Raw genomic sequence first — 22,480 nt, 5'->3', positions numbered from 1 at the left:
TCAAGAAAGGTGCGGACCGGCGTGGCCGACCGTCTCATCGTCCGTGGCGCGCGCGAGCACAATCTGAAGAACGTCTCGCTCGACCTCCCGCGTGACTCCCTCATCGTCTTCACCGGGCTCTCCGGGTCGGGCAAGTCCTCCCTCGCGTTCGACACGATCTTCGCCGAGGGGCAGCGCCGGTACGTCGAGTCGCTCTCCTCCTACGCCCGGCAGTTCCTCGGCCAGATGGACAAGCCGGACGTCGACTTCATCGAGGGCCTCTCCCCGGCCGTCTCGATCGACCAGAAGTCGACCTCGCGCAACCCGCGCTCCACGGTCGGCACCATCACCGAGGTCTACGACTACCTGCGCCTGCTCTTCGCGCGCATCGGCAAGCCGCACTGCCCCGAGTGCCGCCGGCCCATCTCGCGCCAGTCGCCGCAGGCCATCGTCGACAAGGTGCTGGAACTGCCCGAGGGCAGCCGTTTCCAGGTCCTCTCGCCACTGGTGCGCGAGCGCAAGGGCGAGTTCGTCGACCTCTTCGCCGACCTCCAGACCAAGGGCTACAGCCGGGCGCGGGTGGACGGGCAGACCATTCAGCTCGCCGAGCCGCCCACGCTGAAGAAGCAGGAGAAGCACACCATCGAGGTGGTCGTCGACCGCCTCACGGTCAAGGAGAGCGCCAAGCGGCGGCTGACCGACTCCGTCGAGACCGCGCTGGGCCTGTCCGGCGGCATGGTCGTGCTCGACTTCGTCGACCTCCCCGAGGACGACCCCGAGCGCGAGCGGATGTACTCGGAGCACCTGTACTGCCCGTACGACGACCTGTCCTTCGAGGAGCTGGAGCCCCGCTCCTTCTCCTTCAACTCTCCCTTCGGCGCCTGCCCCGACTGCACCGGCATCGGCACCCGCATGGAGGTCGACCCGGAGCTGGTCGTCCCCGACGAGGAGCGGTCCCTCGACGAGGGCGCGATCCACCCCTGGTCGCACGGCCACACCAAGGAGTACTTCGGGCGGCTGATCGGCGGGCTCTCCCAGGCCCTCGGCTTCCGCACCGACATCCCCTGGGCCGGCCTTCCCGCCCGCGCCAGGAAGGCCCTGCTGTACGGGCACAAGACCCAGGTCGAGGTCCGCTACCGCAACCGTTACGGCCGGGAGCGGGCGTACACCACGCCGGCCTTCGAAGGCGCCGTCTCCTTCGTCAAGCGGCGGCACAGCGAGGCCGAGAGCGACTCCAGCCGCGAGCGTTTCGAGGGCTATATGCGCGAGGTGCCCTGCCCCACCTGTGAGGGCACGCGCCTCAAGCCGATCGTCCTCGCGGTCACGGTCATGGAGAAGTCCATCGCCGAGGTCGCCGCGATGTCGATCAGTGAGTGCGCCGACTTCCTCGGCGAGCTGAAGCTGAACGCCCGCGACAAGAAGATCGCCGAGCGGGTGCTCAAGGAGGTCAACGAACGGCTGCGGTTCCTGGTCGACGTCGGCCTGGACTACCTATCGCTCAACCGCGCGGCCGGCACGCTGTCCGGCGGCGAGGCCCAGCGCATCCGGCTCGCCACGCAGATCGGCTCCGGCCTGGTGGGTGTGCTGTACGTGCTGGACGAGCCGTCCATCGGCCTCCACCAGCGCGACAACCACCGGCTGATCGAGACCCTGGTGCGGCTGCGTGACATGGGCAACACGCTCATCGTCGTCGAGCACGACGAGGACACCATCAAGGTGGCCGACTGGGTCGTCGACATCGGCCCCGGCGCGGGCGAGCACGGCGGCAAGGTCGTGCACTCCGGCCCCTTGAAGCAGCTGCTGGCCAACAAGGACTCCATGACCGGTCAGTACTTGGCCGGGAAGCGGTCCATCCCCACCCCGGACATCCGCCGCCCGGTGGACCCGGCGCGCCGGCTGACGGTGCACGGCGCCCGGGAGAACAACCTGCGGGACATCGACGTGTCCTTCCCGCTCGGTGTCCTCACGGCGGTCACCGGTGTGTCCGGCTCCGGTAAGTCGACGCTGGTCAACGACATCCTGTACACCCACCTGGCACGCGAGCTCAACGGCGCCAAGTCCGTGCCCGGGCGGCACACGCGCGTGGACGGCGACGACCTGGTCGACAAGGTCGTCCACGTCGACCAGTCGCCCATCGGCCGCACGCCGCGCTCCAACCCGGCGACGTACACCGGTGTCTTCGACCACGTCCGCAAGCTGTTCGCCGAGACGATGGAGGCGAAGGTCCGGGGGTACCTGCCGGGCCGGTTCTCCTTCAACGTCAAGGGCGGCCGCTGCGAGAACTGCGCCGGTGACGGCACCATCAAGATCGAGATGAACTTCCTGCCGGACGTGTACGTCCCGTGCGAGGTCTGCCACGGGGCGCGCTACAACCGGGAGACCCTGGACGTCCACTACAAGGGCAAGTCCATCGCCGAGGTGCTGGACATGCCGATCGAGGAGGCCCTGGACTTCTTCGAGGCCGTCCCGACGATCGCACGCCACCTGCGCACCCTCACCGAGGTCGGCCTCGGGTACGTCCGGCTCGGCCAGCCCGCGCCGACGCTCTCCGGCGGCGAGGCGCAGCGCGTGAAGCTGGCGTCCGAGCTCCAGAAGCGGTCCACGGGCCGCACGGTGTACGTCCTGGACGAGCCGACCACCGGTCTGCACTTCGAGGACATCTCGAAGCTGATCAAGGTCCTGTCCAACCTGGTCGACAAGGGCAACTCGGTGATCGTCATCGAGCACAACCTGGACGTCATCAAGACGGCCGACTGGGTCGTGGACATGGGCCCCGAGGGCGGCAGCGGCGGTGGCCTGGTCGTCGCCGAGGGCACGCCCGAGGAGGTCGCGGCCGTCCCGGCCAGCCACACCGGCAAGTTCCTCAGGGACATCCTCGGCGCGGACCGCATCAGTGACGCAGCCCCGGCGGTACCGGCGGCGCGGAAGCGGACGACCGCCAAGAAGACGGTCGCGGCGGCGGACGGCGCGGCCCGCAAGACGGCCACGGCGAAGACGGCGAAGGCGAAGAAGCAGACGGCCCGGGCCGCCAAGTCCTGACCGGTCGCGGCCGGCGGGCCGGGACCCGCACGACGGGCAGGCCCGCCGTGCCGGGGCCCGTCGGCGGCCCGGCCGTCTTCGGCACGGCACCGCCCCGGGTTCACGTTCGGGGCGGTGCCGTTCGTCCGCCCGGTCCGTCGGGTCAGCCCGGTCAGCCGGGTCCATCGGTCGCACCAGCGCGGTCGGCCGGCTGCCCGGGGGAGTGACCGGCGGCCTGGGCCCGGGGTGTCAGGCGGGCCGCGAGGGCGGGGATGGTGTCGGCGAACCAGAGGTGAGTGCCGCGGTTTGCTTCACGGACGAAGTCCCGTAGCGGCGTGCTGCCCGCGACATGGTGGGAGACGTCCCCGATGACCGCCAGCCGGAGCCGGTAGTCCCCGAACTTCTGCACGACCTCGCCCGCCAGACCCGTGCGGAGCGAGAAGAAGTCCGGACCGAGCCGCTCCACCGGCACAGCGACCAGTTCCGCGTCCCGGCCCAGCGCGTCACCGATCAGGTCGAGCGCGGCCTGCCGGCCATCCAGCGGCGGGCCGTCGGGCACGCAGACCAGCGTGGAGACACCGCGCAGCGGCACCACGGAGTCGGCCGTCACGAGCTCCGCCGCGTACGGCGGCTCCGCACCCGGACGGGAGCAGGTGATCGCCGCCGCCCGGGCCGCGAAGGACAACAGGTCCGTCCAGGCGGCGGCGTCCAGGGCGGACGGGGCACGCGAGCCCAGGCCGTGCAGCAGCGCCGCGTTCACCGTGTCGCCCGCGCCGATGGTGTCGGCGACCGCCACCGGGACCGCGGGCACCGACACGGTCAGCTCGCCCGTGAACACGGTCAGCCCCTCCGCGCCCCGGGTCAGCACCACCGCCGACGGACCTTTCGCCGCCCACTCCTCCGGTGAACCGCCCAGCCAGCGGGCGTCCTCCTCGGACAGCTTCAGCAGCGACACATACGGCAGCCAGCCCGCGAACCGCTCACGGTAGGCATCCGCGTCCGGGATCAGCCCCGGCCGGACGTTCGGGTCCAGCAGCGTGAGCACCCCGCGCCCCGCTTCCCGCCGCAGCAGCGCCTCGTACGCGCTCGCGCCCGGCTCCAGCACCAGTGAGCAGGTGCCGAAGGCCACGGCCCGCACCGCCTCGGGCAGCCGCTCGGGCAGCTCGAAGAGCCGGTCGGCCGTGCCCTGCGCGTAGAAGGAGTACCCCGCCGAGCCGTCCGGCCCGACCGAGGCCACCGCCAGCGTCGTCGGCTCGGCACCTCGCTGTACGAGGCCGGTCGCGACACCCGCCGCCCGCAGCCCGTCCAGCAGCGCCTCGCCGAACGCGTCCGTGGAGACCCGGGAGCAGAAAGCGGCCTCGGCGCCGAGCCGTCCCAGCGCCACCGCCGTGTTGTACGGGCCACCGCCCCGCCGCGGCACCAGGGCCGACAGGGGCCCGGCCCCCGGCGGCGCGTCGGGAACGAGGTCGATCAGGGACTCTCCGGCGGCGACGATCACGAGCCCGAACGTAACCCATCGCCCCCGCCGCCCGACAGCCCCGCAAGCACCCCCGCCCGGTCTCCGCGGGCCGGATCCGTCCGGCGCCCCGCCGCGCCCACAGCCCCGGCCGCCCGGCCCCCGCCCCGCCCGGTCTTGGCCCCGGCGCCCGGCCGCGCCCACAGCCCCGCCCCGCCCGGTCCCCGCCCCGCCCGGTCTCCGCCCCGGCGTCCGCCCCGAACCCCCGCCTCCGCCCCGAACCCCCGCCTACGCCCCGCCCCCGGCCCCACCCCGAACCCCCGCGAAAGGCCGCCGATCTACGCCGGTATCGTCGGTTCCGTCACCGATACCCCCCAGCCCACCGTGGAGCCCCCATGCCCGGCCAGCCGACCGCCCGCCGTACCGTGCTGAAAGGCGCCGCCCTCGCCGGTGCCGCCGGGCTCGGCGCAGCCGCCTGCTCCACCGAGTCGAAGGTCGGCCACGCACAGACCCCCACCCCCACCGCCCCCGTCGACCTGGGCGCGGCGGACGCGGTACCGGTCGGCGGCGCCAAGCTCTACCGCGAGCAGCGGCTGGTGGTGAGCTGCCCCGCCAAGGGCCAGTACAAGGCGTTCAGCGCCCAGTGCACCCACGCGGGCTGCGTCTTCGACAAGGTCGAGGGCACCGAGGGCAACTGCCCCTGCCACGGCAGCCGCTTCGACGTCACCACCGGAAAGGCGCTGAAGGGCCCGGCCACCGCCGCCCTGCCGGAGGTCCCGGTCAAGGTCACCGGCGGCAAGCTGGTCGCGGGCCCCGACGCCTAGGCCCCGACGCCTAGACCCGCTCACTCCCAGTCCCAGTCCCAGTCGATCCCCAGGATTCCCGGCCGGACGCCCTGCTCCACGAAGTGAACGGAACGGTGCCGCCCGCTCAGCGTCAGGTCGCTGCGGGCACCGCGCGGAGCGCCCGCCGCCGTCTGGGCGAAGCGCCGGCACCGTACCGGCAGGGCGTCCTCGTGGAACCGCACCTGGAGGACGTACTGCCCGCCGGCGAAGCTGAAGCCGCGCACGTACTCGCCGCTCACCCCGCCCGTGCCGTCCTCGAAGCCGTACCCGAAGAGGTACGTCTCACCCGCCCTCAGCCGCGCGTCGAACAGCAGCTCCGCGACCACCACGCCGGTCTCCCCGTGCCGCCGCACCCGCCCGGTACGGCAGTTCTCGCCCGCCCGCACCACCACGCGCTCCGGGTCGCAGCCGGGGTCGCCGTGGTGGATGGCCAGGTAACGGTCGACGCCGTCCCGGTGCGCCCGGACGACCTGCTGGGAGTCCCGGCCGGCCAGCTCCCGCCCGGCTCCTATCCGTACCCGTTCCTGGTGGCCCACGGTGTGCAGCCCGCCGTCCGCAGGCGCCTCCAGCTCCGCGATCAGCTGCTCCACCGCACCCGAGACCTCCACCAGTGAGCGGTACGACCGGGCCGCCGGCCTGGTCACCGCCGTCCCCGGCCGCTCGGTCGCCGGGTTGCCGAGCAGCCGGATCAGGGACTCGCCGGGCAACTGGAGCAGCTCCTCCAGGGCCCGCACCGCCTTCAGCGACTCCGGCCGCTGCGGACGGCGGGCGCCCTGCTGCCAGTAGCAGAGGCTGGTCACCCCGACCTTGATGCCGCGGTGCGCCAGATGGTGCTGCACCCGCTGGAGCGGCAGCCCGCGCACCGCCAGGGCCGCGCGCAGCGCCAGGTGGAACGGGCCGGTGTGCAGGATCTGCGCCAGATCGGTCTCGGTGTGTGCCATGGGAGTCCTCGGTGAACGTTCACGACGGGGCGGTGCGACTCCGGGCCGGTGGCGACGGGCGGGCTGGTGGGGGCGGGGATCCGTTCACTCGTCAACCAGTGGCGTTCACAGCGCGGTGTCACCCCGCATTGAAGCGTGTTGACCTGCCCCCGACAACGATCGATGCTCCCAGCAGCGTCCGGACGCGATCCTCCCTCCCCACATCCCCAGTCGGAGGAACGCGATGCGCAACCAGAGCAACCCCCCGAGCACCACCCCAGGCAAAGCCAGAGCGCTCATCCTCGCGGTGCTCCTCGCCGCCACGACCGCCCTCCTCCCGGTGACCGCCGCCACCGCCGAGGATCAGTCCACGACGACGCTCGCCGCCAAGCGTCTGAACATCACCATGCAGGCCCAGGCCAAGAGCAACTGGTGCTGGGCCGCCGGCGGCAACACCATCGCCACCTGGTTCGGCCGCTCCTACTCCCAGAACCAGTTCTGCAACGCCGCCTTCAACCGGCAGCAGGGCAATGACTGCCCCAACTGGCAGGCCACCCTCGGCAACGTACAGAACGGGCTGCGCTGGGCCGGCGTCAGCCCGGGCTCGTACGTCGACGGCTGGCTGCGCTACTCCACCGTCCAGACCGAGATCAACGCGAACCGTCCCGTCGAGACCCGTATCCAGTGGTCGAGCGGCGGCGGACACATGCATGTGATCTACGGGTACGACGACGCCAACAGCTGGGTGTACTGGGGGGATCCATGGCCCTCCAGTGACCGCTACAACTGGGCGTCGCACGCCTGGTACGTCGACAACAACTCTTTCTCCTGGACCCACTCGCTCTACCGGATAGGGGCGTGAGCGCCATGACCCCACGCCGTCTCCTGACAGCAGTCGCCCTCACCCCCGCGCTGCTGCTCCTCCCCGCCCCCACGGCCACCGCCGCCGACACCCCGGACGCGGCGGTCACCGCACCCGCCACCGTCGATACGCTCTCCCGCTTCTTCGCCCGCGACGGCGCCGTGACACGGGCCGCCGCCCACCCCCGTATCGAGGGCTCCGCCGTCCCGGTACGCGTCCTGTCGCCGGACTTCGTGGCGGGCAGGACGGGGGCGCCGGTCGCCCGCGTCGAGTTCCATGCCGCCGGTGCGGTGTCCTCCGACGGACAGAAGGCCTCCGTGTGGACCGCCCGCCAGGGCGCGAAGGGCTGGCAGGTGGTGAACATCGCGACCGGTGACGACGAGATCCGGTACGCGAAGGAGGGCGCCCGCCGCCTGCCCGGCGGGACGGTCTTCCGGGAGCCCCAGATCGACGCCTGGTACGTCCACAAGGGCGGCAAGGTGCTCCCGCTGGACGAGGACGCGGTACGCGCGGTGGGTGCCCCCGGCACCACGCTCGCCGCCTACCAGGACAGGGTCGCGGCGGCGTACGGGGACAAGCTCCCCGGCACGGCGTACGCGCACAAGGGCGGCGCCGGCGGGTACGGAGGGCCCGCCGGACCCGCTGCCCCGGCTCCGGCCCCGGCCCCCGCCGCCGCAGCGGCCGGTGACCGTACGCCCGCGCCTGCGGCGGCCGCCGGAGCAGCGGCGCTCGGCGCCCTGGCCCTCACCGGTGTCTGGGCACTGCGCCGCCGTCGCACCTGAGGCCCCGCCCCGCCACCCCCCCCGTCGGCCGGCCACCCCGCCGGCCGGCACCGCGGAGCGCTTCCGTCCCCACCGGAGGCGCTCCGCGGCCGTTCCCCGGACACCTCGGGGACACCCGTGGTGTCAGTGGACGCCAGTAGGGTGTGAGACATGGCAGACCCCTCCAGCTACCGCCCCAAGCCGGGACAGATCCCCGACTCGCCGGGGGTCTACAAATTCCGCGACGAGCACCGCCGGGTGATCTACGTCGGGAAGGCGAAGTCCCTGCGCCAGCGGCTCGCCAGCTACTTCCAGGACCTGGCGGGCCTGCACCCGCGCACGCGCACCATGGTGACGACGGCCGCCTCCGTCGAGTGGACCGTGGTGTCGACCGAGGTCGAGGCGCTCCAGCTGGAGTACTCGTGGATCAAGGAGTTCGACCCGCGGTTCAACGTCAAGTACCGCGACGACAAGAGCTATCCGTATCTGGCCGTCACCCTCAATGAGGACTTCCCGCGCGTGCAGGTCATGCGGGGCCAGAAGAAGAAGGGCGTCCGGTACTTCGGCCCGTACAGCCACGCCTGGGCCATCCGCGACACGGTCGACCTGCTGCTGCGCGTCTTCCCCGTGCGGACCTGCTCGGCAGGCGTGTTCAAGAACGCCGAGCGCACCGGCCGGCCCTGTCTCCTCGGGTACATCGGCAAGTGCTCGGCGCCGTGCGTGGGCCGGGTCGACCCGCAGGAACACCGGGAACTGGCCGAGGAGTTCTGCGACTTCATGGCCGGACGCACCGGCACGTACATCCGCCGCCTGGAGAAGGACATGATGCTGGCGGCCGAGGACATGGAGTACGAGAAGGCCGCCCGGCTCCGAGACGACATAGAGGCCCTGAGGCGGGCCATGGAGAAGAGCGCCGTCGTCCTCGCCGACGCCACCGACGCCGACCTGATCGCCGTCGCCGAGGACGAGCTGGAGGCGGCCGTGCAGATCTTCCACGTCCGCGGCGGGCGGGTGCGCGGCCAGCGCGGCTGGGTCACCGACAAGGTCGAGGCGGTCGACACGGCGGGCCTCGTCGAGCACGCGCTCCAGCAGCTGTACGGCGAGGAGAGCGGCGACGCCGTCCCCAAGGAGGTCCTCGTGCCGGCACTCCCCGAGGACCTGGACGCGATCACGCAGTGGCTCACCGACCGCCGCGGGTCGAACGTCTCCCTGCGCATCCCGCAGCGCGGCGACAAGAAGGCCCTGATGGAGACCGTGGGCCGCAACGCCCAGCAGGCCCTCGTCCTGCACAAGACGAAGCGCGCCAGCGACCTGACCACCCGCTCGCGCGCCCTGGAGGAGATCGCCGAGGCCCTGGACCTGGACACGGCGCCCCTGCGCATCGAATGCTTCGACGTCTCCCACCTCCAGGGCGAGGACGTCGTCGCGTCCATGGTCGTCTTCGAGGACGGCCTGCCCCGCAAGAGCGAGTACCGCCGCTTCCAGATCAAGGGTCGTGTCGGAGACACGCAAATCTGGCACGGTGAGGGCCAGGACGACGTCCGCTCCATGCACGAGGTGATCACCCGCCGCTTCCGGCGGTACCTCGCGGAGAAGGAGAGGACCGGCGAGTGGACCCTGGAGGAGACCGACGGCGAGGTCCCGGCGGAGCTGCCGGAGGACGACGGCCGGCCGAAGAAGTTCGCGTACCCGCCGCAGCTCGTCGTGGTCGACGGCGGGCAGCCGCAGGTCGCCGCGGCCCAGCGCGCGCTCGACGAGCTGGGCATCGACGACGTCGCCGTCTGTGGCCTCGCCAAGCGTCTGGAGGAGGTCTGGCTGCCCGGCGACGACGACCCCGTCGTCCTGCCGCGCACCAGCGAGGGGCTGTACCTCCTCCAGCGGGTCCGTGACACGGCCCACGACTTCGCCATCCGGTACCAGCGCACCAAGCGCCACAAGCGGATACGGACCAGCCCGCTGGACGCGGTCCCGGGCCTGGGTGACGCCCGCAAGCAGGCGCTGATCAAGTACTTCGGCTCGGTGAAGCGGCTGCGGCAGGCGACAATCGAGCAGATCTGCGAGGTGCCGGGGTTCGGCCGGAAGACCGCCGAAGCCGTGGCCGTGGCCCTCGCCCAGGCGGCCCCGGCCGCCCCCGCCGTGAACACGGCCACAGGAGAGATCATGGAAGACGACGACGGGGGAACCAGAAATGACTGAGCACCACCCGACGGCTGGACCAGAGCCGACAGCGCGAGAAGACGGAGCAGCACACGTGAATACGGGCACGACGATCGAGCCCGGAGAGGCCGCCGAGGCGGCCATCCCCGAGCTGGTGATCATCTCCGGCATGTCCGGCGCCGGTCGCAGCACCGCCGCCAAATGCCTGGAGGACCTCGGCTGGTTCGTCGTGGACAACCTGCCGCCCGCGCTGATCCCCACCATGGTGGAGCTCGGCGCCCGTTCCCAGGGCAATGTGGCGCGCATCGCCGTCGTCGTCGACGTACGCGGCCGCCAGTTCTTCGAGAGCCTCCGCGAGTCGCTCGCGGTCCTCGACGCCAAGCAGGTCACCCGCCGGATCGTCTTCCTGGAGTCGTCCGACGAGGCGCTGGTCCGCCGCTTCGAGTCGGTGCGCCGCCCGCACCCGCTCCAGGGCGACGGCCGGATCGTCGACGGCATCGCCGCCGAGCGCGACCTGCTGCGTGAGCTGCGCGGTGACGCCGACCTGGTGATCGACACCTCCAGCCTCAACGTCCACGAGCTGCGCGCCAAGATGGACGCCCAGTTCGCCGGTGACGAGGAGCCGGAGCTGCGGGCCACCGTCATGTCGTTCGGCTACAAGTACGGCCTGCCCGTCGACGCCGACCTGGTCGTGGACTGCCGCTTCCTGCCCAACCCGCACTGGGTGCCGGAGCTGCGGCCGTTCACCGGCCTCAACGAGGAGGTGTCGGGCTACGTCTTCAACCAGCCGGGCGCCAAGGAGTTCCTCGACCGGTACACCGAGCTGCTCCAGCTGATCTCCACCGGTTACCGCCGCGAGGGCAAGCGGTACGTGACGATCGCCGTCGGCTGCACGGGGGGCAAGCACCGCTCCGTCGCCATGTCCGAGAAGCTCGCCGCCCGGCTCGCCTCGGAAGGGGTCGAGACCGTCGTCGTCCACCGGGACATGGGGCGCGAGTGAAGCAGTACCGTCGGCGTACGCGGTCCCTGTCCGTCCGTACGCTCCGCAGACGCGGCGCCCAGCCCAAGGTCGTCGCCCTCGGCGGCGGCATGGGCCTGTCCGCGTCCCTCGCCGCGCTGCGCCGTATCACCGGTGACCTGACCGCCGTGGTCACGGTCGCCGACGACGGCGGGTCCAGCGGCCGGCTCCGGGAGGAGCTCGGCGTGCTGCCGCCCGGGGACCTGCGCAAGGCCCTGGCGGCGCTGTGCGGCGACGACGACTGGGGCCAGACGTGGTCCCGCGTCATCCAGCACCGGTTCCAGTCCAAGGGCGACCTCCACGAGCACGCGGTCGGCAACCTGCTGATCGTCGCCCTGTGGGAGCAGCTCGGCGACCATGTCCAGGCGCTGGACCTGGTGGGCAGGCTGCTCGGCGCCCACGGCCGGGTGCTGCCCATGTCGGCCGTGCCGCTGGAGCTCCAGGCGCTGGTCAAGGGCCACGACCCCGACCGCCCGGAGGACGTGGACACCGTCCGCGGCCAGGCGACCGTGGCGCTCACGCCCGGCGAGGTGCAGTCCGTGCACCTGGTGCCGAACGACCCGCCCGCCGTGCCCGAGGCGGTCGAGGCGGTGCTCGACGCGGACTGGGTGGTGCTCGGACCCGGCTCGTGGTTCTCCTCCGTCATCCCGCACCTCCTGGTCCCCGAGCTGCTGGAAGCGCTCGTCGAGACCAAGGCGCGTCGGGTCCTGTCGCTGAACCTCGCTCCGCAGCCGGGAGAAACCGAGGGCTTCTCTCCGCAGCGTCATTTGGAGGTTTTGGGACGACACGCCCCTAAACTCGCCCTGGACGTGGTGCTGGCCGACGAGGCCGCCGTGCCCGACCGCGAGTCCCTCGCAGACGCCGCCAAGCGGCTCGGTGCCGCGGTCGAGCTGGCCCCGGTGGCGAGGAAGGACGGCTCGCCGAAGCACGACCCGGAGCTGTTGGCCGCCGCGTACGACCGTATTTTTCGGATGCATGGAAGGATCGGCCCATGGCGATGACGGCAGCGGTGAAGGACGAGATCTCCCGGCTTCCCGTCACCCGGACCTGCTGCAGAAAGGCGGAGGTCTCGTCGATCCTGCGGTTCGCCGGCGGGCTGCACCTGGTCAGCGGGCGGATCGTGATCGAGGCGGAGCTGGACACCGCGATGGCGGCGCGCCGCCTGAAACGGGACATCGCGGAGATCTTCGGGCACGGTTCCGAGCTGATCGTGATGGCACCGGGTGGGCTGCGGCGCGGCTCGCGCTTCGTGGTGCGCGTGGTGGCGGGCGGCGACCAGCTGGCCCGCCAGACCGGTCTGGTGGACGGCCGGGGCCGCCCCATCCGGGGCCTGCCGCCGCAGGTCGTCTCCGGGGCGACCTGTGACGCGGAGGCCGCCTGGCGCGGTGCCTTCCTGGCGCACGGTTCGCTGACCGAGCCGGGCCGCTCCTCCTCGCTGGAGGTCACCTGCCCGGGACCGGAGGCCGCGCTGGCGCTGGTCGGTGCCGCGCGGCGGCTCTCCATCGCCGCGAAGGCCCGCGAGGTGCGGGGCGTGGACCGCGTGGTGGTACGGGACGGGGACGCGATCGGCGCCCTGCTGACCCGGCTGGGGGCGCATGAGTCGGTGCTGGCCTGGGAGGAGCGGCGGATGCGCCGCGAGGTCCGCGCCACCGCCAACCGGCTGGCCAACTTCGACGACGCCAACCTCCGCCGCTCGGCCCGTGCCGCGGTCGCGGCCGGCGCCCGGGTGCAGCGCGCGCTGGAGATCCTCGGCGAGGAGGTCCCCGAGCACCTGGCGGCGGCCGGCCGGCTGCGCATGGAGCACAAGCAGGCCTCCCTGGAGGAGCTCGGCGCCCTCGCCGACCCGCCGCTGACCAAGGACGCGGTCGCGGGCCGTATCCGCCGCCTGCTGGCCATGGCCGACAAGCGGGCCCAGGACCTGGGCATCCCCGGTACGGAGTCCAACCTCTCGGAGGAGATGGCCGACGGCCTCGTCGGCTGACCCCTCCGCCGACGGCCTCGTCGGCCGACGACGCCCTGTGCGCGCCGCCGCCCCATCCGGAGCGGCGGCCTGCCGAGACCGCACCGGCCCGGCGCAGCTCACCGGCCACGGCCTCCGAGGCGGTATTGACATGATCATGAAGTGTCATGAGCCTGGCGCCTGTCCACTTCCGTGGCAGACAACCGCAAGGGGGGCACATGAGACGTAGAGCGAGAGCGATCCTCGCCGCGGCTTCACTGCTGGTGACCGGACTGGCGGCGGCACCCGTCGCCGGGGCGGAGCAGCAGGACAGCGGGAACACCGGAGGCGGCGACAGCCTCTCCGTGTGGCACGCGAAGGTGACCAAGGAGCAGGTCCCGCTCCTGCTCGACGCCGGTACCGACGGCCATGAGCTGAGCGAACAGGTACCCGAGAAGGGCACCGCCACCGTCGAGCTGTACCTCACCGACCGGCAGGCCGGGGAACTGCGCGACAAGGGCGTCGGCATCACCGAGCACGACCTCACCACTGCCGCCGAGAAGCGCGTCGCCGCCGCCGGCGACGGCGTCTTCCGGCCGTACGGCGGCAAGGGCGGGCTCAAGGACGAGATCCTGGCGACCGCCCGGGCCAATCCAGCCCTTACCAAGGTCATCAGCATCGGCAGGACGCTCAAGGGCCAGGACATCCTCGCCCTCAAACTCAGCAAGGGCGCCAAGAAGTACAAGGACGGCTCCAAGCCCGCCACCCTCTACCTCTCCAACCAGCACGCCCGCGAGTGGATCACGCCCGAGATGAACCGGCGGCTGCTCCACCACTACCTCGCCGGCTACGGCAAGGACCCGCGTATCACCAAGATCGTCGACACCACCGAGCTCTGGTTCGTCCTCTCGGCCAACCCCGACGGCTACGACCACACCCACGCCGCCCCCGCCAACCGTCAGTGGCGCAAGAACCTCCGCGACAACAACGGCGACGGAAAGATCGCCCCCGGCGACGGCGTCGACCTCAACCGCAACTTCTCCTACAAATGGGGCTATGACGACGAGGGCTCGTCGCCCGACCCCGCCGACGAGACCTACCGTGGCACCGGCCCGATGTCCGAACCCGAGACCAAGGCGCTCCACGCGTTCCAGAAGCGGATCGGATTCCAGTACGGCATCAACTACCACTCCGCCGCCCAGCTGATCCTGTACGGCGTCGGCTGGCAGGTCGCCACCGACACCCCCGACGACGTCGCCCTCAAGGCCCTGGCCGGCACCCCCGCCAAGCCCGCGGTCCCCGGCTACCGCCCCCAGGTGTCCTCCGAGCTCTACACCACCAACGGCGAGGCCGACGGACACGCGGCCAACGTCAACGGCATGCAGATGTTCACCCCGGAGATGTCCACCTGCGCCACCGCCTCCCGCGTCGACCCGAACGACGCCTGGGAACCGGCCGACTGCGCGTCCATCTTCACCTTCCCCGACGACGAGAAGCTGATCCAGCAGGAGTTCGCCAAGAACGTCCCGTTCGCGCTCGCCGTCGCCGAGTCCGCCGCCCGCCCGGACAACCCGGTCTCCCCGGTCGGCGCCGACGCCCCCGCCTTCGTCCCCGACACCTTCACCACCTCCTACGCGTACGACGGCGACGACCAGGAAGTGGCCGTCACCGCCCGCAAGTCGCTGCGCGACAAGGAGCTCAAGTACCGTGTCAACGGCGGCCGTACGCACGACCAGCGGCTCGAAGCCTGGGAGGGCGGTGAGACGTACGGCGGCGAGGACAACCTCTACTACGACGAGTACCGCGCCGAGGTCCAGGACGGCGAACCCGGCGACACCGTCGAGGTCTGGTTCACCGGCCGCACCCGCGACGGCAAACGCGTCTCCTCGACCCCCTTCACGTACACGATCCAGGCACGCCCGCGCGGCGACACGCTCGTCCTCGCCGAGGAGGGCGGCACCACACCGGCGAAGCACACCGCCGCGTACACCAAGGCGCTGAAGGACAACGGCCGCAGGGCCGCCGTCTGGGACGTCGCCACCCAGGGCGCCCCGCACCCGCTCGGCGTGCTCGGCCACTTCGACACCGTCGTCTGGTACACCGGCGCCGACCGGCCCTCCGGGGCCACCACCCTCGCCGTACGGGAGTACCTCAACGAGGGCGGCAAGCTGATCAACGCCGGTGAGAACTCCGGCGGACTCGTCGACATCGGCCGCGCCGACTCCAACGACTTCGCCCAGTACTACCTCGGCGCCTACCGCCGCTCGGGGATGGCCTCACCCGGCGCCTTCCAGGGCACGGGCCGCTTCGCCGGTACGGAGGTCACCCTCGGGGGCGCGCCGGGCAACCCGCTCGACAGCGCCGGCGCCTACACCGTCACCTCCGACACCCTCGACCCGAAGCGGTTCCCCCAGTTCCGCAGCGCCGCCGCGGGCGACTACCCCGGTGTACGCACCCCCTTCGAGCCGTACGAGGGCGAGACCTTCGCCGCCGCCCGGCACGTGGACAACGCCTGGATGCGGCTCGCCCGCACCGTCGACCTGACCGGGACGGACGCGGCGGCGAAACCCACGCTCCACTTCCGGCTCAGCCATGACACCGAGCCCGGGTACGACAACGTGGTCGTCGAGGCGCACACCGTGGGCCAAGACGACTGGACGACCCTGCCCGACGCCCACGGCCGCTCCTCCTCCGAGGTCCCGGCCGACTGCGCCGAGGGCTACTACCTCGCCGGGCACCCCTTCCTCGCGCACTACCTGACCCTCGGCGAGGACGGCTGCACCGCCACCGGAACCACCGGCGCCTGGCACGCCTTCACCGGCACCTCGGGCGGCTGGCAGCCCGTCTCCGTCGACCTGAGCGCCTACGCCGGCAAGCAGGTCGAGCTGTCCCTCTCGTACATCACCGACCCCGGCACCGGCGAGACGGGCGTCTTCGTCGACGACACCCGGCTCGACATCGGCGGCACCCGGCAGAGCGAGGGCTTCGAGACCTCGCTCGGAGCCTGGACCGTCCCCGGCCCGCCGGCCGGCAGTCCGGGCAACGCCACCGACTGGGCCCGGTCGCCCGCGCTGTTCCACTCCCGGGCGGCCGTCACCACCCGCGACACCGTGCTGCTCGGGTTCGGACTGGAGCACGTACCCGGTTCCGCCGAGCGCAAGCGGCTGCTCGGCACGGCGCTCGGAGCGCTGCGCCGCTGACGAGCGCACCCCTGCACCGACGAGCGCTCCACACTGACGCTCGGTAGCCGGACGAACGCCCCGGTGCACCGTACTGTCCAGTAGGACAGGGGTTGCGGTGCACCGGGCTCGCCCGGGTGCGCTTGATGTCACTCCGCCGCCTGGAGGGAGGTAGGGTCGTAAGCGGTCGGGGACATCCCTAATAGAAACTCGCCGGGCGTCGAAACCCGGCGTACCTAACGAGGAGATCGGTTCGTGACGATCCGCGTAGGCATCAACGGCTTTGGCCGCATCGGTCGTAACTACTTCCGCGCGCTGCTGGAGCAGGGTGCAGACATCGAGATCGTGGCTGTCAACGACCTGGGTGACACTGCGACCACGGCCCACCTGCTGAAGTACGACACCATCCTGGGCCGCCTCAAGGCCGAGGTGACCCACACCGCCGACACGATCACGGTCGACGGCCACACCATCAAGGTGCTCTCCGAGCGCAACCCGGCCGACATCCCGTGGGGCGAGCTGGGCGTCGACATCGTCATCGAGTCGACCGGCATCTTCACGAAGAAGGCCGACGCCGAGAAGCACATCGCCGGTGGCGCCAAGAAGGTCCTCATCTCGGCTCCGGCCACCGGCGAGGACATCACCATCGTCATGGGCGTCAACCAGGACAAGTACGACGCGGCCAACCACCACGTCATCTCCAACGCCTCCTGCACCACCAACTGCGTGGCGCCGATGGCCAAGGTCCTCGACGAGAACTTCGGCATCGTCAAGGGCATGATGACGACCGTCCACGCGTACACGAACGACCAGCGGATCCTGGACTTCCCGCACAAGGACCTCCGCCGCGCCCGCGCCGCCGCGGAGAACATCATCCCGACCTCGACGGGCGCCGCCAAGGCCACCGCCCTGGTCCTCCCGCAGCTGAAGGGCAAGCTGGACGGCATCGCCATGCGCGTCCCGGTCCCCACCGGCTCGGTCACCGACCTGGTCCTGGAGCTGGACCGCGAGGTCACCAAGGACGAGATCAACACCGCCTTCCAGAAGGCCGCCGAGGGCCAGCTGAAGGGCATCCTCGAGTACACCGAGGACCCGATCGTCTCCTCGGACATCGTCAACTGGCCGGCGTCCTGCACCTTCGACTCCCAGCTGACGATGGTCCAGGGCAAGCAGGTCAAGGTCGTCGGCTGGTACGACAACGAGTGGGGCTACTCCAACCGCCTCGTCGACCTCACCGTCTTCGTCGGCGGCCAGCTCTAAGAAACTGAGTACCAGGGCAGGCACTTCGATGTGAGCGCAGGGCTCGGGCAGCGCAACGCCGCGCTGTACGGGCCCTGTCGCTTGCGTCGATCTTCCAAGGAGTACGGAGCAACAGGGACAGATGAAGACGATCGACGAGCTTCTTCGCCAAGGGGTCGAGGGCAAGCGGGTATTCGTCCGCGCCGACCTCAACGTGCCGCAGGACGGCACCACCATCACCGACGACGGCCGCATCCGCGCCGTCCTGCCGACCGTCAAAGCGCTGACCGAAGCCGGCGCCAAGGTCGTCGTCGCCTCGCACCTCGGCCGCCCCAAGGGCGCCCCGGACCCCGCCTTCACGCTGCGGTTCGCCGCCTCCCGGCTCGGTGAGCTCCTCGGCCGGCCCGTCGCCTTCGCCGGCGACACCATCGGCTCCGAGGCCCACTCGGCCGTCGCCGGCCTGGACAACGGCCAGGTCGCCGTCCTGGAGAACCTCCGCTTCAACGCGGGCGAGACGTCCAAGGACGACGCCGAGCGCGCCGAGTTCGCCGCCCGCCTCGCCGCCCTCGCGGACGTGTACGTCGGTGACGGCTTCGGCGCCGTGCACCGGAAGCACGCCTCCGTCTACGACCTGCCGCGCCTGCTGCCGGCGTACGCCGGCTACCTGATCGCCACCGAGGTCGGCGTCCTGAAGAAGCTCACCGACGACGTCAAGCGCCCCTACGTCGTCGTGCTGGGCGGCGCCAAGGTCTCCGACAAGCTGGGCGTCATCGACCACCTGCTGGAGAAGGCCGACCGCATCCTCATCGGCGGCGGCATGGCGTACACCTTCCTCAAGGCCAAGGGCCACGAGGTCGGCATCTCGCTCCTCCAGGAGGACCAGGTCCCGGCCTGCCTGGAGTACCTGGCCAGGGCCGAGAAGAAGGGCGTGGAGTTCGTGCTCCCCGTCGACGTGCTGGTTTCGGCCGAATTCCCGGACCTGAAGACCAAGGCCCCGGCCAACCCGACCCTGGTCGCCTCGACCGCGATCCCGGCCGACCAGGAGGGTCTGGACATCGGTCCCGAGACCCGCAAGCTGTACGCATCGAAGCTCGCCGACGCGGCCACCGTCTTCTGGAACGGCCCCATGGGCGTCTTCGAGCACCCCGACTACGCCGAGGGCACCAAGGCCGTCGCCCAGGCGCTCGTCGACTCCCCGGCCTTCACGGTCGTCGGCGGTGGCGACTCCGCCGCGGCCGTCCGGATCCTGGGCTTCGACGAGGACGCATTCGGCCACATCTCGACCGGCGGCGGCGCGAGCCTCGAGTACCTCGAAGGCAAGACGCTTCCCGGCCTCGCCGCACTGGAGGACTGACCCTCAATGACCGCCCGTACCCCGCTGATGGCGGGCAACTGGAAGATGAACCTCAACCACCTCGAGGCCATCCGCCACGTCCAGAAGCTCGACTTCGCCCTGTCCGACAAGGACTACGACGCCGTGGAGGTCGCCGTCCTCGCGCCCTTCACCGACCTGCGGTCCGTCCAGACCCTGGTCGACGGTGACAAGCTGAAGATCAAGTACGGCGCCCAGGACATCTCGGCGCACGACTCCGGCGCGTACACCGGTGAGATCTCCGGCGTGATGCTGTCCAAGCTGAAGTGCACGTACGTCGCCGTCGGCCACTCCGAGCGCCGGCAGTACCACGCCGAGACGGACGAGATCTGCAACGCCAAGGTGAAGGCGGCCTTCCGCAACGGCCTGGTCCCGATCCTCTGCGTCGGCGAGGGCCTGGACGTCCGCAAGGCCGGTGACCAGGTCTCCTACACGCTCGCGCAGCTCGACGGCGGCCTGAAGGACATCCCGGCCGAGCAGGCCGAGACGATCGTGATCGCCTACGAGCCGGTGTGGGCCATCGGCACCGGCGAGGTCGCCACGCCCGAGGACGCCCAGGAGGTCTGCGGGGCGATCCGCGGGCGGCTCGCCGAGCTGTACTCCAAGGAGCTGGCCGACAAGGTCCGCATCCAGTACGGCGGCTCCGTGAAGGCCTCGAACGTGGCCGCGATCATGGCGCAGCCCGACGTCGACGGCGCCCTGGTGGGCGGCGCGGCGCTGGACGCGGACGAGTTCGTCAAGATCGTCCGGTTCCGCGACCAGTGAGTATGCGGTAGGGCGGAATCGTCGTACCCTTGCGGGGGCCGAGGCTCTTCATCGGAGCCTGGGCCCCCGTCGTCCGTAGAAGTCCGATAGTCCGTGTAATCCGAGAATTGCCAGGAAGTAGGGTCCAGCCGTGGTTATGGGGTTCTCGATCGCCCTCATCGTCTTCAGCGCGCTGCTGATGCTGCTGGTGCTGATGCACAAGGGGAAGGGCGGCGGCCTCTCCGACATGTTCGGTGGCGGCATGCAGTCGTCCGTCGGTGGCTCCTCGGTCGCCGAGCGCAACCTGGACCGCATCACCGTGGTCGTCGGTCTGCTGTGGTTCGCGTGCATTGTCGTACTTGCTCTCCTGATCAAGCTGGACAACTGACGTCTCGGTTCCGCGTCCCGGGGAGGGGTGTAACTCCAATCACTGGACGCGCGTTGGGCCTTACGTAGACTGGGGCATCTTCGAGCACCATCACGCAGGGAGTTACAACCGTGGCAAGTGGCAACGCGATCCGGGGAAGCCGGGTCGGCGCGGGGCCGATGGGGGAGGCCGAGCGGGGCGAGTCCGCGCCGCGACTCCGCATCTCCTTCTGGTGCTCGAACGGGCACGAGACGCAGCCGAGCTTCGCGAGTGACGCACAGGTCCCGGAGACCTGGGACTGCCCGCGGTGCGGGTTCCCGGCCGGCCAGGACCGGGACAACCCGCCGGACCCGCCGCGCACCGAGCCGTACAAGACGCACCTGGCGTATGTACGGGAGCGGCGCAGCGACGCGGACGGCGAGGCGATCCTGGCCGAGGCGCTGGCGAAACTCCGCGGCGAGATCTGAGCAGTCGAGGGCCCTGTAGGTGGATTCCACCGACAGGGCCCGTCTTGTTGCGCGTGGCACCGCCGGTGCCGGGTCCGCGCTTGCCGCCGCCTCGTCGGTGTCCCAGATCAATTAGGTTGGAGGGGCAGCGGGGCAAGCAGGCAGGTACGAGAAGAAGTGGGCTGATGTCCGAGATGAATGCAGAAAGCCGCACGAGGCTCAACCGGATGCCCGAGTGGACGGCCCTCGGCAAGCACCGGGAGCAGCTGGGGCAGACGCATCTGCGCGAATTGTTCGCCGCCGACCCGGCGCGCGGCACGGCATACACGCTGCGGGTCGGCGACCTGTATCTGGACTACTCCAAGCACCTGGTCACCGATGAGACGCTGCGGCTGCTGCGCGAGCTGGCCGCCGCGACCGGGGTGGCCGAGCTGCGGGACGCCATGTTCCGCGGAGAAAAGATCAACACCACGGAGAACAGGGCGGTCCTGCACACGGCGCTGCGCGCACCGCGCGAGGCCGTGATCGAGGTCGACGGCGAGAACGTGGTGCCGGGCGTGCACGCGGTGCTCGACAGGATGGCCGCCTTCTCGGAGCGGATCCGTTCCGGTGAGTGGACCGGTCACACCGGCAGGCCCATCAAGAACATCGTCAACATCGGCATCGGCGGCTCCGACCTCGGACCGGCGATGGCGTACGAGGCGCTGTGCTCCTACACCCGGCGCGACCTGACGTTCCGTTTCGTCTCCAACGTGGACGGCGCCGACCTGCACGAGGCGATCCAGGACCTGGACCCGGCCGAGACGCTCTTCATCATCGCGTCGAAGACGTTCACCACCATCGAGACCATCACCAACGCCACCTCCGCCCGCGACTGGCTCCTCACCGAGCTGAGGGCCGGTCAGGAGGCCGTCGCCAAGCACTTCGTCGCCCTGTCGACCAATGCCGGGAAGGTCGAGGACTTCGGCATCGACACGGCCAACATGTTCGAGTTCTGGGACTGGGTCGGCGGGCGGTACTCCTACGACTCCGCCATCGGCCTCTCCCTGATGATCGCCATCGGACCGGACCGGTTCCGGGAGATGCTCGACGGCTTCCACCTGGTCGACGAGCACTTCCGTACCGCCCCGCCCGAGCAGAACGCGCCGCTGCTGCTCGGGCTGCTGGGCGTCTGGTACGGGGCGTTCTTCGACGCCCAGTCCCACGCCGTCCTGCCCTACAGCCACTACCTGTCGAAGTTCACGGCGTACCTCCAGCAGCTCGACATGGAGTCCAACGGCAAGTCCGTGGACCGCGACGGCAACCCGGTCGACTGGCAGACCGGCCCCGTCGTCTGGGGCACGCCCGGTACGAACGGGCAGCACGCCTACTACCAGTTGATCCACCAGGGCACCAAGGTCATCCCGGCCGACTTCATCGGCTTCGCCAAGCCCGTCGCCGACCTGCGGCCCGGCCTGGTCGGCCAGCACGACCTGCTGATGGCCAACTTCTTCGCCCAGACCCAGGCGCTCGCCTTCGGCAAGACGCCCGACGAGGTCCGGGCCGAGGGAGTGGCGGAGGAACTGGTTCCGCACAAGACCTTCCGCGGCAACCACCCCACCACCACGATCCTCGCCGACGAGCTGACCCCGTCCGTGCTCGGCCAGCTGATCGCGCTGTACGAGCACAAGGTCTTCGTCCAGGGCGCCGTCTGGAACATCGACTCCTTCGACCAGTGGGGCGTCGAGCTCGGCAAGGTGCTGGCCAAGAAGATCGAGCCCGTACTGACCGAGGGCGAGGGCGGCGAGCAACTCGACAGCTCCACCGCCGCGCTGGCGAAGCGGTACCGGACGCTTCGGGGCCGCTGATCGGATGACGGGGGAGGACGCGGTGCGGCTGGGGCCGCCGAACAACACGCTGAACGAGCGGGTCGTCGGTTCCGGCTGTGGCTGCCCGCCGGGATCCTGGCCGTGACCGGGCTCGCCCGCACCGCGTTCTTCCCCCGCTGGTGGTTCACGGTCCACCGCTGGGAGGTCACCGACGACGCCGTCACGTTCGGGCCGGTACCTTCCGGCAGGAGTGGCGGATCGGGCACGTCGGCTGCGCCGGGCCCGGTCACGCTGACCGCGACGACGACGGCGGCCGGAGCGGGCGTGCCACGTCCACGACACGGACGAGAGCGGAGCGCGGCGCATCGCA

General features: G+C 71.0%; 17 protein-coding genes. 15 read left to right on the top strand and 2 right to left on the bottom strand.

Annotation, left to right across the window (positions count from 1 at the left end; translation table 11 throughout):
• Positions 1-21: 21 nt before the first annotated feature.
• A complete protein-coding gene (gene uvrA / locus ABT360_RS07975) occupies positions 22-3,018 on the top strand; it encodes an excinuclease ABC subunit UvrA (protein WP_351812423.1) in 2,997 nt (998 codons plus the stop codon).
• Between the two features lie 151 nt (positions 3,019-3,169).
• Here the strand turns inward: uvrA and ABT360_RS07965 are convergent, their stop codons facing one another.
• The gene (locus ABT360_RS07965) at positions 3,170-4,495 is read right to left on the bottom strand and encodes a PfkB family carbohydrate kinase (protein ID WP_444852193.1); all 1,326 of its coding nucleotides are present in this window, start codon (positions 4,493-4,495) and stop codon (positions 3,170-3,172) included.
• 353 nt (positions 4,496-4,848) lie between these two features.
• On the opposite strand from ABT360_RS07965, the gene ABT360_RS07960 reads away from it, so the two are divergent.
• Entirely contained in the window at positions 4,849-5,277 is a 429-nt protein-coding gene (locus tag ABT360_RS07960; RefSeq protein WP_351812420.1) for a Rieske (2Fe-2S) protein, read from the top strand.
• Between the two features lie 20 nt (positions 5,278-5,297).
• Here the strand turns inward: ABT360_RS07960 and ABT360_RS07955 are convergent, their stop codons facing one another.
• Positions 5,298-6,239 carry a hypothetical protein gene (locus tag ABT360_RS07955; protein WP_351812417.1) on the bottom strand — a complete coding sequence of 314 codons (942 nt, stop codon included), beginning with the start codon at positions 6,237-6,239 and terminating at the stop codon, positions 5,298-5,300.
• 223 nt (positions 6,240-6,462) lie between these two features.
• Here ABT360_RS07955 and ABT360_RS07950 point away from each other — a divergent pair, with 223 nt between their 5' ends.
• From ABT360_RS07950 to pgi, 13 genes are all read left to right on the top strand, one after another.
• Positions 6,463-7,080 carry a papain-like cysteine protease family protein gene (locus ABT360_RS07950; RefSeq protein ID WP_351812414.1) on the top strand — a complete coding sequence of 206 codons (618 nt, stop codon included), beginning with the start codon at positions 6,463-6,465 and terminating at the stop codon, positions 7,078-7,080.
• Positions 7,081-7,085: 5 nt separating this feature from the next.
• Entirely contained in the window at positions 7,086-7,862 is a 777-nt protein-coding gene (locus ABT360_RS07945; protein ID WP_351812411.1) for a hypothetical protein, read from the top strand.
• Between the two features lie 150 nt (positions 7,863-8,012).
• The gene (gene uvrC, locus ABT360_RS07940; RefSeq protein WP_351812408.1) at positions 8,013-10,037 is read left to right on the top strand and encodes an excinuclease ABC subunit UvrC; all 2,025 of its coding nucleotides are present in this window, start codon (positions 8,013-8,015) and stop codon (positions 10,035-10,037) included.
• Complete coding sequence (rapZ, locus tag ABT360_RS07935) at positions 10,030-10,998, top strand: RNase adapter RapZ (protein WP_351812405.1); 969 nt, start codon at positions 10,030-10,032, stop codon at positions 10,996-10,998. Before uvrC ends, rapZ begins: the two co-directional genes overlap by 8 nt.
• Positions 10,995-12,017, top strand: coding sequence for a gluconeogenesis factor YvcK family protein (locus tag ABT360_RS07930; protein ID WP_351812402.1), 1,023 nt, complete (start codon positions 10,995-10,997; stop codon positions 12,015-12,017). Before rapZ ends, ABT360_RS07930 begins: the two co-directional genes overlap by 4 nt.
• Complete coding sequence (gene whiA / locus ABT360_RS07925; RefSeq protein ID WP_058944780.1) at positions 12,008-12,997, top strand: DNA-binding protein WhiA; 990 nt, start codon at positions 12,008-12,010, stop codon at positions 12,995-12,997. Before ABT360_RS07930 ends, whiA begins: the two co-directional genes overlap by 10 nt.
• A 197-nt stretch (positions 12,998-13,194) precedes the next feature.
• Positions 13,195-16,155, top strand: a complete 2,961-nt coding sequence (locus ABT360_RS07920) for a M14 family metallopeptidase (RefSeq protein ID WP_351812398.1) — start codon at positions 13,195-13,197, stop codon at positions 16,153-16,155.
• A 234-nt stretch (positions 16,156-16,389) separates the two neighbouring features.
• The gene (gene gap / locus ABT360_RS07915; protein WP_351812395.1) at positions 16,390-17,394 is read left to right on the top strand and encodes a type I glyceraldehyde-3-phosphate dehydrogenase; all 1,005 of its coding nucleotides are present in this window, start codon (positions 16,390-16,392) and stop codon (positions 17,392-17,394) included.
• Between the two features lie 121 nt (positions 17,395-17,515).
• Positions 17,516-18,727, top strand: a complete 1,212-nt coding sequence (locus tag ABT360_RS07910) for a phosphoglycerate kinase (protein ID WP_351812392.1) — start codon at positions 17,516-17,518, stop codon at positions 18,725-18,727.
• 6 nt (positions 18,728-18,733) lie between these two features.
• A complete protein-coding gene (gene tpiA / locus ABT360_RS07905; RefSeq protein ID WP_351812389.1) occupies positions 18,734-19,510 on the top strand; it encodes a triose-phosphate isomerase in 777 nt (258 codons plus the stop codon).
• 136 nt (positions 19,511-19,646) lie between these two features.
• The gene (gene secG / locus ABT360_RS07900) at positions 19,647-19,877 is read left to right on the top strand and encodes a preprotein translocase subunit SecG (protein ID WP_064073089.1); all 231 of its coding nucleotides are present in this window, start codon (positions 19,647-19,649) and stop codon (positions 19,875-19,877) included.
• A 110-nt stretch (positions 19,878-19,987) separates the two neighbouring features.
• Positions 19,988-20,323, top strand: a complete 336-nt coding sequence (locus tag ABT360_RS07895; RefSeq protein ID WP_003976875.1) for an RNA polymerase-binding protein RbpA — start codon at positions 19,988-19,990, stop codon at positions 20,321-20,323.
• Positions 20,324-20,496: 173 nt separating this feature from the next.
• The gene (pgi, locus tag ABT360_RS07890; RefSeq protein ID WP_351812531.1) at positions 20,497-22,149 is read left to right on the top strand and encodes a glucose-6-phosphate isomerase; all 1,653 of its coding nucleotides are present in this window, start codon (positions 20,497-20,499) and stop codon (positions 22,147-22,149) included.
• Positions 22,150-22,480: the final 331 nt, after the last annotated feature.

Origin of the sequence: Streptomyces sp. NPDC000229 (assembly GCF_040300825.1) — a bacterium.
Classification (GTDB): Bacteria; Actinomycetota; Actinomycetes; order Streptomycetales; family Streptomycetaceae; genus Streptomyces.
This window is presented reverse-complemented; position numbering and strand designations above follow the sequence as displayed.

Bases quoted from the DNA above. Each gene is read 5' to 3' on its own strand.
- pgi (WP_351812531.1), top strand. From the start codon at position 20,497: ATGAATGCAGAAAGCCGCACGAGGCTCAACCGGATGCCCGAGTGGACG.
- rapZ (WP_351812405.1), top strand. From the start codon at position 10,030: ATGACTGAGCACCACCCGACGGCTGGACCAGAGCCGACAGCGCGAGAA.
- ABT360_RS07960 (WP_351812420.1), top strand. From the start codon at position 4,849: ATGCCCGGCCAGCCGACCGCCCGCCGTACCGTGCTGAAAGGCGCCGCC.
- ABT360_RS07945 (WP_351812411.1), top strand. From the start codon at position 7,086: ATGACCCCACGCCGTCTCCTGACAGCAGTCGCCCTCACCCCCGCGCTG.
- whiA (WP_058944780.1), top strand. From the start codon at position 12,008: ATGGCGATGACGGCAGCGGTGAAGGACGAGATCTCCCGGCTTCCCGTC.
- tpiA (WP_351812389.1), top strand. From the start codon at position 18,734: ATGACCGCCCGTACCCCGCTGATGGCGGGCAACTGGAAGATGAACCTC.
- ABT360_RS07910 (WP_351812392.1), top strand. From the start codon at position 17,516: ATGAAGACGATCGACGAGCTTCTTCGCCAAGGGGTCGAGGGCAAGCGG.
- ABT360_RS07920 (WP_351812398.1), top strand. From the start codon at position 13,195: ATGAGACGTAGAGCGAGAGCGATCCTCGCCGCGGCTTCACTGCTGGTG.
- ABT360_RS07955 (WP_351812417.1), bottom strand. From the start codon at position 6,239: ATGGCACACACCGAGACCGATCTGGCGCAGATCCTGCACACCGGCCCG.
- secG (WP_064073089.1), top strand. From the start codon at position 19,647: ATGGGGTTCTCGATCGCCCTCATCGTCTTCAGCGCGCTGCTGATGCTG.
- ABT360_RS07950 (WP_351812414.1), top strand. From the start codon at position 6,463: ATGCGCAACCAGAGCAACCCCCCGAGCACCACCCCAGGCAAAGCCAGA.
- uvrC (WP_351812408.1), top strand. From the start codon at position 8,013: ATGGCAGACCCCTCCAGCTACCGCCCCAAGCCGGGACAGATCCCCGAC.